12 protein-coding genes are annotated in these 12,338 nt (G+C 41.4%); 7 read left to right on the plus strand and 5 right to left on the minus strand.

Annotated features, from left to right (window positions below):
• Positions 1 to 122 precede the first annotated feature (122 nt).
• Both J502_RS05515 and J502_RS05520 read left to right on the plus strand, forming a co-directional pair.
• Entirely contained in the window at positions 123 to 1,220 is a 1,098-nt protein-coding gene (locus tag J502_RS05515; protein WP_034683379.1) for a catalase family protein, read from the plus strand.
• A gap of 84 nt (positions 1,221 to 1,304) precedes the next feature.
• Complete coding sequence (locus J502_RS05520; protein ID WP_034683380.1) at positions 1,305 to 2,006, plus strand: SIR2 family NAD-dependent protein deacylase; 702 nt, start codon at positions 1,305 to 1,307, stop codon at positions 2,004 to 2,006.
• 8 nt (positions 2,007 to 2,014) lie between these two features.
• On the opposite strand, the gene J502_RS05525 is transcribed toward J502_RS05520, so the two are convergent.
• A complete protein-coding gene (locus J502_RS05525) occupies positions 2,015 to 3,424 on the minus strand; it encodes a heavy metal sensor histidine kinase (protein ID WP_005406517.1) in 1,410 nt (469 codons plus the stop codon).
• Positions 3,421 to 4,092 carry a heavy metal response regulator transcription factor gene (locus J502_RS05530; protein ID WP_005406317.1) on the minus strand — a complete coding sequence of 224 codons (672 nt, stop codon included), beginning with the start codon at positions 4,090 to 4,092 and terminating at the stop codon, positions 3,421 to 3,423. The genes J502_RS05525 and J502_RS05530 overlap by 4 nt, the downstream gene beginning before the upstream one ends.
• A gap of 108 nt (positions 4,093 to 4,200) precedes the next feature.
• On the opposite strand from J502_RS05530, the gene J502_RS05535 reads away from it, so the two are divergent.
• The 5 genes from J502_RS05535 to J502_RS05555 all read left to right on the plus strand — a co-directional run bounded on the left by J502_RS05535 (position 4,201) and on the right by J502_RS05555 (position 9,284).
• Entirely contained in the window at positions 4,201 to 4,710 is a 510-nt protein-coding gene (locus J502_RS05535; RefSeq protein WP_005406349.1) for a GlcG/HbpS family heme-binding protein, read from the plus strand.
• A 4-nt stretch (positions 4,711 to 4,714) separates the two neighbouring features.
• Positions 4,715 to 5,116 carry a hydroxyisourate hydrolase gene (gene uraH, locus J502_RS05540; protein WP_005406363.1) on the plus strand — a complete coding sequence of 134 codons (402 nt, stop codon included), beginning with the start codon at positions 4,715 to 4,717 and terminating at the stop codon, positions 5,114 to 5,116.
• A 373-nt stretch (positions 5,117 to 5,489) separates the two neighbouring features.
• A complete protein-coding gene (locus tag J502_RS05545; protein WP_034683381.1) occupies positions 5,490 to 7,616 on the plus strand; it encodes a TonB-dependent receptor family protein in 2,127 nt (708 codons plus the stop codon).
• A 114-nt stretch (positions 7,617 to 7,730) separates the two neighbouring features.
• The gene (gene trmA, locus J502_RS05550; RefSeq protein ID WP_005406291.1) at positions 7,731 to 8,816 is read left to right on the plus strand and encodes a tRNA (uridine(54)-C5)-methyltransferase TrmA; all 1,086 of its coding nucleotides are present in this window, start codon (positions 7,731 to 7,733) and stop codon (positions 8,814 to 8,816) included.
• Between the two features lie 240 nt (positions 8,817 to 9,056).
• The gene (locus J502_RS05555; protein ID WP_005020007.1) at positions 9,057 to 9,284 is read left to right on the plus strand and encodes a hypothetical protein; all 228 of its coding nucleotides are present in this window, start codon (positions 9,057 to 9,059) and stop codon (positions 9,282 to 9,284) included.
• Positions 9,285 to 9,375: 91 nt separating this feature from the next.
• On the opposite strand, the gene J502_RS05560 is transcribed toward J502_RS05555, so the two are convergent.
• The 3 genes from J502_RS05560 to rutF form a co-directional block, all read right to left on the minus strand.
• Positions 9,376 to 10,257: an NAD(P)-dependent oxidoreductase gene (locus J502_RS05560; RefSeq protein WP_005406372.1), complete on the minus strand. Its 882-nt coding sequence runs from the start codon at positions 10,255 to 10,257 to the stop codon at positions 9,376 to 9,378.
• Between the two features lie 80 nt (positions 10,258 to 10,337).
• Positions 10,338 to 11,690: a solute carrier family 23 protein gene (locus J502_RS05565; protein ID WP_005020005.1), complete on the minus strand. Its 1,353-nt coding sequence runs from the start codon at positions 11,688 to 11,690 to the stop codon at positions 10,338 to 10,340.
• A gap of 41 nt (positions 11,691 to 11,731) precedes the next feature.
• On the minus strand, positions 11,732 to 12,259 hold the full coding sequence (gene rutF / locus J502_RS05570) for an NADH-dependent FMN reductase RutF (RefSeq protein ID WP_227499295.1): 528 nt from the start codon (positions 12,257 to 12,259) through the stop codon (positions 11,732 to 11,734).
• Positions 12,260 to 12,338: the final 79 nt, after the last annotated feature.

Here is a 12,338-nt window from a genome sequence, read left to right on the forward strand (position 1 = left end):
CAAATACACTCGAATTGTTTACCAAGTTGCATATTTCATTCCTTTAGAGTTGGCTAGATTAGTACCAAATTATTTTCTTATTTTTAAATTTAGTCATATTCAAATAATAAAGGAGCCTTTTCATGCCGGAACGCTATGTGCGCTACCATCCCGGAGTAGAACAAAAACAGCCAGATGAGGACCGTCTGATTCAGGAAATTGTCGAGCAGATGGCTGAAACAAACTGTAAAGTCTTTGATAAACACCGTCATGCTGTCCGTGATGCTCATGCAAAATCACATGGATTCTTAAAAGGAATTTTGAAGGTTCCTGAACATTTGCCTGAACATTTGCGCCAAGGCCTGTTCGCTCACCCTGGCCATTATGATGTTATGGTGCGTCTTTCTGCTGCCCCGGGAGATTTGCGTAGCGATAAGATTCCGGCACCTCATGGCTTTGCTCTTAAAATTTTAAATGTTCCCGGACACCGGTTACTTCCTGATGATCCCAGTGATGGTCATAATCAGGATTTTTTAATGGTCAATATACCGGTACTGGCTTTCGGGACAGTACGAAAATATAAACAGATGCTGCCTTTCATTACTCAAGGCGAGCAGGCACCTGAGAGTATGATGCGCGGTATGCGTTCAGTATTACGTGGCGTTAATCAGTTAGTAGAATCTGCAGGAGTTCCCGCGCCTGCAACTTTGCAAGGTCTGGCTCGCAGCCAGAACCACATATTAGGTGAGACCTATCATACAATGGCTGCATTACGCTATGGCGATTATATTGCCAAGATTAGTATTGCCCCTGAGTCCGATTCAGTAAAAACACTTACAGGACAACAGATGCAGATTGAATCCGAGTCCACCATCCGTGATCTGGTCAGGGATTTTTTTAAACATACTACTGCTGATTACGTAATACGTGCGCAACTTTGTACTGATCTTGAACGGATGCCAGTTGAGGATGCAGCAGTTTTATGGCGTGAAGAAGAATCTCCACATCAGAATATTGGTATTCTGCATTTTCCCCAACAGGATACTTTTGGTCCGGCCCGACGGGTGTATTCAGATGATGTCCTTTCTTTTAATCCTTGGCATGGAATTCGTGAACATCAGCCATTAGGGTCGATTATGCGGGTACGAATTCAGGCTTATGAACATTCCTCATCATTTCGCCATCGTATGAATGTACAGCCCCGAGCTGAACCGCGAAATATTGATGAGATGCCTGACTGATATAAACTTCTAGCTAAAGCTTTAATATGTTGATTTAGCTGAATTACATTAGAAATAAACTTTAAGCAATGGAGCATAATAACTATGAAGAAACTGGTTGTTTTTTCTGGTGCAGGCATGAGTGCAGAAAGTGGAATTAATACCTTTCGCGACAGCAATGGACTTTGGGAGCAATACCGTATTGAGGAAGTCGCTACGCCTGAAGCCTGGTCCAAAAATCCTAAACTGGTACAACGATTTTATAATGAACGGCGTAAAAATATTCTTGATGCCGAGCCGAATGCTGCACATCAGGCTATTGCCAGTTTAGAAGATAATTTTAATGTCGAGGTGATTACCCAGAACATTGATGATCTGCACGAGCGCGCAGGAAGTAAGCGGGTATTACATTTACACGGGAATATTCGCCTAGCAAAGACATCAGGCCCGGACGCGCAATATACTGAAGAGTTTTATCCGGTTGACGGCTGGGAGCTTGACCTCCAGCAACATAAATGTCGGCAAGGTTATTCTTTGCGGCCCCATGTGGTCTGGTTTGGTGAAACTGTGCCTGCTTATGAACAGGCCATTAAACTTGCAAGACAGGCTGATATTTTTATTGTGATAGGTTCAACACTGTCAGTATATCCTGTTGCAGCTCTGGTTAATGAGATTCCTGCTCATTGTGAGGCTTACTATATTGACCCAAAAGCCGATCATGTGCAGCTCCCTGAACAGTACCAGTTACTTTCCATGACTGCCACGGAAGGAATGCGGTATTTAACAGAAAAATTAAAACGGTTATAAGAATGTTTTTATTTTCTGTTTACTGAATTGCTAGCTAAATGTTCAGGAAAATACAGACTAAACCGGACCCCTTCTGGCATATTTTTAACTTCTGTTATCCCTTCATGAATACTCATAATTGACTGAACAATTGCAAGCCCTAAACCTCCAGAACGTCCTTGCTGGTGTCTGGCCGGATCACATTGATAAAAGCGTTCAAACAAATGTGGCAAATGTTGTTCAGCAATATATACATCATATGTCAAAACATGAATTGCATTATATATTTTACCTGCCAGCGTTATCCGTTCAGCTATTATAGAAATATGGCCATTCTCTGTACTATATTCAATCGCATTGTTTAAAAGGTTGGAAACTGCTCTTTGAAACAATAAATAGTCAGCATGGATAAATGTAATCTTGAGGCGGCTGTTAATCTGCAGATTTTTTTCTTCAGCAATTAATTCGAAATATGCCAACAGTTCATTCAGACTACTTTTTAGATTAATCTCTATAATACTTAGGCTATTTTGAGAATGATCAGCACGTGCCAGAAATAGCATATTTTCAACCATCCTTTTCAGACGTTCATATTCTTCCAAATGGGAAAATAACAAATCCTGATAATCGGCCTTTTCACGATCTTGACTAAGCAGAATCTGCGTCTGTCCAATCAGATTATTTAAAGGCGTCCGAAACTCATGTGCCATATCTTCAGAAAAGCGGCTCAGTTGCTGATAACCTTGCTCAATCCGCTCCAGCATACTGTTCATGGCGGTAGAGAGTAGTCTGATTTCGTCACTTTGACTGGTTTCGCTGACACGCTGGTTCAGCTTTTGAATATTGATTAACCGGGTCTGCTCACTTAAATCTCTTAGTGGTGCAAGGCCATAATAACTGACTAAAGCACTCAATATACATACCGTCAAGATTCCTAGCCCAATGTAACCTGCAAGCTTTAAGGCAAAGCTATAGAGGACCTGCTCTCGCTCATCGAACTGCTTACCTGCAATCAGCAAATACTGCTGTCCCTGATAATTAATTGTTTTCCATGCCAGCCTTGTAGTGGCCTGCTGTTTCTTATTATCAATGAGCCAGGTTTGTTCGGCTTTAGGCAAAATGGGTATATGAATCTGCAAGGGATTAATATAAATCAGAGCAGTTCCGTTCTGATTTTTTAATATAAGCAGATTATCCTGATTTCCAAGCATATTTTCATAAAGTTTGGGCCGCTGAATCAGGCTATTTAAATCGCTAGAATTTTGAATCAGGAGTTCCAGCCGCTCTACCCTGGCTCGCAATGCTTCATCCTGCTGGCGCTTTAATACCTGATCCATACCATTGTAAGCCAGTAGACCTATCGCTAAAAACACTGCACAGGCAATACCGATAAATGATAAGCTCAGCCGAATTGCAAGCGAATGCTGGAATATACTCATGTGTTTGTATCAAGTTTATAGCCCATACCACGTATGGTATGAATCAGTTTAGGCTGATAAGCATCATCAATCTTAGCACGCAGGCGACGTACTGCTACATCAACCACATTGGTGTCAGTATCAAAATTGATATTCCAGACTTGGGAAGCAATTTGGGTACGTGTCATGATTTCGCCCTGATGCTCAGCCAGAAATCTGAGTAAAGCATATTCTTTGTTGGTTAATTCAATAAGGTCCCGGTCACGGTAAACCTTGTGTTCGAGCAAGTCGATTTTCAGATTCTCGACCTGCAACTGTTCGACTACTTTAGCAGATGAACGCCGTAACAAGGTTTTAACTCTTGCCAGTAACTCAATATAGGAAAAAGGTTTTACCAGATAGTCGTCAGCACCCAGTTCCAGACCTTTGATCCGGTCCAAAACACTGTCACGGGCGGTCAGGAATAATACCGGAACTTCCGAAAACTGGCGCAAGGTCTGAATCACCTGCCAGCCATCAAGCTCTGGTAACATGACATCTAGGATAACCAAGTCAATTGCATGCTGTTCAAATAGCATAAGACCTTCCCGTCCGTCATGTGCAAGCCATGTTCGGTAACCTGACTCAGTCAGACCCTTGGCCAGATAGCGCGCTATTTTCTGTTCATCTTCAATAATCAAGATATTCATTTCAAAACCATTTTTCCATTACGCCTAAATGACAAATCTGTAATCTACTTGTCATCCAACAAGACCATATCTCTTTTTATTATGTTTTCAGGATTTAAGGAGATACTCATGTTAAAGCCATCTTACTGGCCTGTTCTGACGGCAAGCTTTTTTTTAGCTTCAGGTTTTATCACGACATTGTCTGCGAAAACACCTGAACCAATACAGCAATATAATTTAAGTCTAAAGCTTGCTGAACATTTAGCTGATCATACCATTACTGCCTGTCATGCCCAGCAAAAGAATATTGCAGTCGCGGTACTGGACCGGGGCGGCAATATACTGGTACTCAAACGTCAAGAAAGTGTTGGTCCACATAATGCCCTTGCGGCACAGCGCAAGGCTTATACTGCACTGTCCACCAAAACACGGACTTCTGTCCTGAACCGTAATGCTCAAAATAACCCTGAAGCCAGTAATTTGAACACCCTAAATGAACTGTTGCTACTCGGTGGCGGTATTCCGGTGACTTATAAAAATGAAGTGATTGGTGCAGTAGGAGTCGCAGGTGGAGGGGGTGCAGCACAAGATGAAGCATGCGCCGAACAGGGTGTCCAAAAAAGTTTATCACAGGAGTAAAAACATGAAAAAACTCATTATTGCCGGTTTAAGTCTATGTGCAGCCCAATTCAGTTTTGCTGCAGCTAATCCGCTCAGTGTGCATGTACTTAACCTGGAAACAGGCTTGCCTTCATCTAATGTTGAGGTCACGCTTGAAGAACAGGTTAAAGGAAAATGGGTTCAGATCAGTCAGTCTAAAACCAATGAAAATGGCCGTATTACTGCACTCTATCCGGAAAACAAGAATTTTCATCAGGGGCTTTATAAAGTTACCTTTAAAACAGGTGACTGGTTCAAAACACAGAAACAGGATACTTTTTTCCCCGAAATTCCAGTCATTTTCGAAGTGAATGGCACTGTACCCCACTATCATATTCCACTCCTACTCAGCCCTTATGGATATTCTACTTATCGTGGAAACTAATCAGTACTAAAATATTAGCCGGCGCTCTAGTTTAAGTCGCTGGTTTTTTATTGATCTCTTTGAATTTTAAAAATATAAATAATCTTATTTCTCAAGTTATTCTACGACTTTTATACCAAGATACTACAGATAAATTCTGGTCAGCTGCATTTATTTCCATTTTAATACGCTCCTAATGCTGAGTTTTTATTTGAAATCAGGTTTAGAGTCATAGGGAAGCTTTAACTTATTCTTATAACAAATTTTTCCCTTATACTTTCATTGGTTTATATATGAATAAACATGGTCTGATCTTTTAAAAACTCAGCTTTTTTACTTTAAGAATCTAGTCTTAAATTCTTAGGCTATTAGTATTTACCAGTTCAGGATACTTATGAAAAGCTCTGCTTCCCTATCTGCCTTTCCATATAAAAAACTTCTTCTGAGTGCCTGCATTCTTCAGGCAAGCTGGGCTCAAGCACAAGAAGTTGTACAGCTTGCACCAATTACGCTTGAGGCTACACGTACCGATACCAGCTGGCTTGAAACACCGGCATCTGTCTATCGTATAGAACAGCCACAAAATCAGAATAATCTGGATGTGAATCTGTCAGAAACCCTAAAAGGTGTTCCAGGGCTGCAGATTAATAACCGTGAAAACTATGCGCAAGATCTGCAAATTTCCATGCGTGGCTTTGGTGCACGTTCAACATTCGGGGTACGCGGTATACGCTTATATGTTGACGGTATTCCTGCCACCATGCCGGATGGTCAAGGTCAGACCTCAAATATTGATTTGGGCAGTCTCGACCATATAGAAGTATTAAGTGGTCCATTCTCTTCCCTGTATGGAAATTCATCTGGCGGGACTATTCTTAGTACAACACGTGAAGGCAAAGGTCGTGATTCTGTTGAATTGGGTTATGCCGGAGGCAGCCATCATAAAAACAAAACCAGTCTGGTTTTACAAGGTGGTGCAGATAAAGCAGGTGAACCAAGCTATATCATCAGTTCATCTTACTTTGACACTGACGGCTTTCGGGAACATAGTGCAGCACGTAAAGTCCTGAACAATGCAAAGCTGAGCTGGAATCTGGAAGATGGTTCTCAAGTTAACTGGGTAGTTAACCATGTGGATATCAACGCTGATGACCCAGGCGGTTTAACCCGTCAACAATGGAAGGATGATCCGAGACAGCAGGCCAGCTTTATTCGACAGTTTGATACACGTAAGGAAATTCAGCAGACTCAAACAGGAGTAACGTGGTCAAAGCCAATTAATGATCAGCATGAACTTTATGGCATGGCTTATCTTGGCCAGCGCCATGTAATTCAATACCAGTCCATTCCAAATACTGCACAGGCCAACCCTCGACATGCCGGCGGTGTAATCGATTTTGAACGTATGTATTACGGTACGGATTTGCGCTGGACCGGTAAAGAGCTACTGCCAAATACTACCCTAAGTATTGGTATGGCACTCGATGCAATGGATGAAGACCGGCAGGGTTATGAAAATTTTGTACTGAATAACAATACACCACAATATGGCGTAAAAGGTAACTTGCGTCGTGATGAGAAAAATACTTTATGGAATATTGACCCCTATATTCAGGCTTCTTGGCAATTCCTGCCAGACTGGCGGGGAGACAGTGGGCTGCGTTATAGCAATGTGCATTATGAATCTAAAGATAAATATATTAAGGGTACCAATGAGGATGACAGTGGACAGACAGACTATCAGAAGCTTCTTCCCTCAATTGCATTAAGCTGGAATATCATACCGGATTCAACACTTTATATTAGCTATGCTAAAGGCTTTGAAACACCGACCTTTACAGAAATGGCTTACCCTACCTCAGGAACTTCGGGGATTAATTTTGATTTGAAACCAGCCAGCAGTGACAGTTATGAGCTTGGTTTCAAAACTCAGAATAATTGGGGCGATTTCAGTACGGCCATTTTCCATACTCAGACTCGCAATGATATTGTCTCGGCAGAGAGTAATAATGGCCGTAATACTTTTCAAAATGCCAAACGCACCCAGCGTGAAGGTATTGAGTTGTACTGGAATAAAAACTTGTGGCAGGAGCTTTATGCACAGGCAAGTTATAGTTATCTAAATGCCAAGTTTGATGCAGATATTCCTGGCTCAGACAGCCGTGCAACCGTATATAAAGGCAATATCATACCGGGAATTGCCAAAAATCAGGCCTATATCGCTTTAAACTGGCAACCCGAAACCGGCTTTCAGGCAGGACTTGATGTTCGCTACAATGATAAAATTTATGTAGACGATATTAACTCTGATACTGCACCAAGTTATACAGTTATGGCTGCAAATATTGGCTATGTATGGAAAAATGCTGACTGGAAAATCAATACTTTTGCCCGGGTAGATAACTTGCTTGATAAAGATTATGTAGGTTCAGTAATAGTAAATGATGGGAACAAACGTTTCTTCGAACCCGCAGATGGCCGCAACTGGAGTGCTGGTTTAAAAATGATCCGATCCTTCTAGTACTGTATAAAGACCGGCAAAAGCACAGCACGTTAAAAGGCAGGACTGATTTTTATTCCTGCCAATCTTTGTTAAGATGCGGCATCGATTTTCACCTGTTTTTGTTGATTCTTTATGACCGCGACCTATCAAGCCCAACTTGAAGCAAAAATTCAGCGTATTTCTACTCAATTTGCCGAATTTAACCCGCCTGCCCTGGAAGTATTTGAATCACCTGAACAGCATTTCCGGATGCGTGCTGAATTCCGTATCTGGCATACCGATCAGGATATGTTTTATGCCATGTTTGAACGTAATCCTGAAGACCAGCAAAAAACAGTTATTCGTGTAGATGAATTCCCAATTGCAGACCACAGCATTAACCAGCTTATGCCGGTTTTACTTGCAGAACTCAAAGCAAACCCTCTCCTTGAAAAACGTCTGTTCGAGGTTGATTTCCTAGCTACTTTAAGCGATGAGATGCTAGTTACACTGATTTATCACCGTAAACTCGACAATGAGTGGGAAAAGGCAGCAAGAACTCTGGCAGAAAAGTTAAATATTAAAATTATTGGGCGGAGCCGTGGTCAAAAGCTGGTATTAACTGATGACTTTGTTGTAGAAGAATTACAGGTATTAGAACAAAAATTTAAATATAAACAGATTGAAGGTGGTTTTACTCAGCCTAATGCAATTGTCTGCCAGAAAATGCTTGAATGGGCATGTAAAGCTGCCGAGGCATCACAAAAGCATCTTTTGGAACTCTATTGCGGTAATGGTAATTTTACGCTACCGCTCTCTTTAAAATTTGAGCGGGTGCTGGCAACCGAGCTGGCCAAAAGTTCAGTTTATGCAGCGCAATGGAATATTGAGCAAAATGGAATTGACAATATTCAGGTGGCCCGCCTCTCAGCTGAAGAGTTTACCCAAGCTTTCAATGGTGAACGTGAATTCAGACGTTTGCAGGAAGCAGAAATTGACATTCAGAGTTATGAATTCGATACCGTTTTTGTTGATCCGCCACGTGCAGGAATCGATCTGGATACTTTAAAATTATTACAACGCTTTGACCGGATTATCTATATTTCCTGTAATCCTGACACCCTGCATGATAATCTTAAAATCTTATTAGAAAGCCACAAAATTTTAAAGTTTGCCATGTTTGACCAGTTTCCATATACCCATCATGTGGAGACAGGTATTTTGCTGGAAAAGATTTAAACAATTTGTATCATATGTAAAAGAGATTATTTTTATAATCTCTTTTTATTTTATAAAAAATATAACTAATACATATAGTTGTAAATTATAAGATATATCCTCTGTCATAAAACTGTTAATTCGTAACGGTAAAATTAAAAGTTTTAACTGTTGAGCTCATCTTTTAAGACTTAGGATGACTTGTATTTTATTTTAATTTGGCTATATTTCCGCATATGTTAGGTTGATTAATATAAATTTATGAGTTTTTGGCAAAAGCTGTTCTCCGCAGACCAGCAACAGAACGCACATAAAAACCAGGTTGTTTGTGTCGAAAATGATTGTGCATGTAAAAGCAATGCACAACTTTTGGAAGCGTTGGCGAAAGCCACCAATGAAGATGTCATCGCAGGGATTACCCGGGTATTGGTATCACGTGGTTATAGCCGAAAAGAATTGAGTGAAATTTCTCATCATCCAATTCAGTAAAATACCTTGCTGGAAATAATCTTAAAAAAGTCCTGTTTATACAGGACTTTTTATTAACAAATATCTAATTATATAGAACAACAAGATTTATTCAGGCAGATTGCAGGGTTAGATTATTCCATTGCTCCAGCTGCTGTACCACACTGGAAAAGTCACTTTCTGAGGGTAAATTATTACTGGCAGAACGATACAGCTGCTGTGTTAACTGCAAAACCGGCATTATAGTTTGAGTAGTGCCTGCAAGCTGTGTAGCAATAGTGGCATCTTTCGCAAGCAGGTTTAATGCAAAAGTTAAAGGAAATTCACGACTCAACACGCGTTGTGCAAAAATGTGATGAGACATATTACTTTGACCGCTTGAGGCATTAATACATTTTAGGGCTGCATCCAGTTCGACCCCTTGGCTTTTTAAATTACACATACCTTCAGCCAACGCCCATAAATTTGCTGCCATCAAAATATTGTTTACCGCTTTTACTGCAAATCCCGAACCACTATCGCCTACATGCTGAATCAGACCGGCAAAAGTTTGAATGGCCGGGTTTGCCTGCTCTAGCATATTCGGGTCTCCACCAACCATAACGGTTAAGGTGCCTTTTTCTGCCCCTATAGTCTGTCCTGAAACTGGCGCATCAAGATAGGTTACGCCCTGCTCTTTTAATTGTTGTTGTAGCCGCTGTGCTGATTGTGGCTCTCCACTGGTACAATCTACCCAGATACTACCCGTTTTAGGTTGTGCCTGTTGAATAATCTCCTCAACCTGCTTACTGGTAGGTAAACAGGAAAAAATAATATCGGCCTGTCCCGCTTCTTTAAGACTGGTAGCTTGTGTTGCGAACACTCTGGCATGTTCTTTGGCCTTGCTGGCAGTACGGTTCCAGACCCGGACATCTGTATATGCTTTGATCAAATGGCCTGCCATATGCCAGCCCATTGCACCCAAGCCAATGAATGCTACAGATTTTATTGTCATAGTTACTTCCATAAAAGATAAGGTTTTTTAAAAAGTGATAAATTTTTTATCAACTACTTTGTATCTGTACTGTTCTAGATTTATTCTTTGACGGGCATGGCAGGTGAAGTTAAAGGTGTTGTACCTGAACCAGTTTTAAGAGTCCGTGTTTCACGATTAAAAACTAGATTCATCAGAATTGCAGCAAAGGTTGCAGTACCAATTCCGCCTAAATCAAAGTTGCCAATATGCAGTGAATAATTACCTGCACCCATAATTAGAGCGATCGCAGCGACGATCATATTGCCATTCTTGCTAAAATCTACCTGATTACTAATCCAGATACGTGCTCCTGCGATCGTAATTAGACCAAAAACTACAATTGAAGCGCCGCCCAGAATTGCTACTGGAATGGTGCTGATCAGACTACCGAATTTTGGGGATAAACCTAATAGGATTGCAAAAACACCAGCAATAACAAAGACAACAGTAGAATAAATTTTAGTGGCTGCCATTACCCCAATATTTTCAGCATAAGTCGTCATGCCTGTACCACCTACTGAAGCTGAAAGTGTGGTACATAAACCATCTGCAAAGAAAGCCCTTCCCATATATGGAGAGATATTTTGCCCGGTCATCGCACTGACCGCCTTAAAGTGGCCGAGGTTTTCAGCAATTAAAATGATAAACACAGGTGCGATCAATAAAATGGCATTCAGCTGGAATACCGGCTGATGAAAAGCAGGTAAACCGAACCAGGCCGCATTGGAAATAGCATTAAAATCGATTGGTTTGCCTAAACCCATGACATTGGCGCAGACAAAGTATATCGCGTAGGACATGACCAGACCGATCAGTAATAGTAGACGACGAATCATGCCTCGGGTAAAAACGGCAATCGTACCAATACATAAAATAGTTACAAGTGCCATCCATGCATCAAAATTATTGGCTGAAACACTTTTAATGGTAACCGGGGCAAGATTTAACCCGATAATCATGACAATTGTACCGGTTACTACAGGTGGCATCAGTTTCTCAATCCACTGAGTACCAGTTCGCATGACCATTAAACCTACAATTGCATATAAAACTCCACATACAATTGTTCCGCCTAAAGCAAGCGCGATATTGGGATTACTGCCAGCTCCAGCATAGCCAGTGGCTGCAGCTACGGCGCCAATGAATGCAAAACTTGATCCCAGATAACTCGGCACATGGCCGCCTGTAATGAGGAAAAATAAAATCGTACCGATACCCGTAATGAGCATCGTCAGGCTCGGATCAAAACCCATCAATAGAGGGGCCAGAATAGTTGCTCCAAACATGGCAAAAGCATGCTGGGCGCCCAGTACCATGCTTTGCCCTACTGGCAGATATTCATTCATTGCTACAGGTGTTTTTTCAAGATTTCCCCGATAGGGACGCCATCTGACAAACCAACGTTCTTTCATGTCTACTACCCCCAAAGTTTATTTTTATTTCTGCAATAGATTTAGTGGTGTTGAGTAAGCTGGTGATAGGCGCGGTCAAAATAAACCAGACTGCGAGCTCCTGATTTTTGTTGAATACTTAGTACTTCACAGAAAAAAATATCATGTGTACCTACGCTACTGATCTGTTTAACCTGACAGTCAAAAGTCAGCATGGCGTCTTGCAATACCGGTGAACCAGTCGTCAGGGTTTGCCATTCGCCCTGTGCAAAACGCTCTGCCATTGGTGTTTTGCCGCCGAACAGATTACTCAGATTTTTATGCTCCAAAGCGAGCGTGTTAACACATAACACCTGATTCTGCTTGAAAGTTTCATAGACTGATGCATTACGGTTCAGGCAGACCAATAATGTAGGTGGCGTATCGGTTACACTACATACAGCAGATGCAGTAAAGCCCGCACGTCCCGCTGGACCGTCGGTACTGATAATATTGACTGCTGCCGCCAGATTGCTCATGGCGTTCCTAAATAACTGCTGGGTTTCACTTAAAACCGGTTTTTCTGAGGCTGATGACTCTTTTAATTTCATCAGAGATGCCGAAAGTTTTGTATTCACTGCCAGATCTTTTGCTACAACTGAATTCATGTATAATTCTCCTCAATAATAG

It is taken from the genome of Acinetobacter sp. 1294596 (genome assembly GCF_000582925.1).
GTDB lineage: Bacteria > Pseudomonadota > Gammaproteobacteria > Pseudomonadales > Moraxellaceae > Acinetobacter > Acinetobacter radioresistens.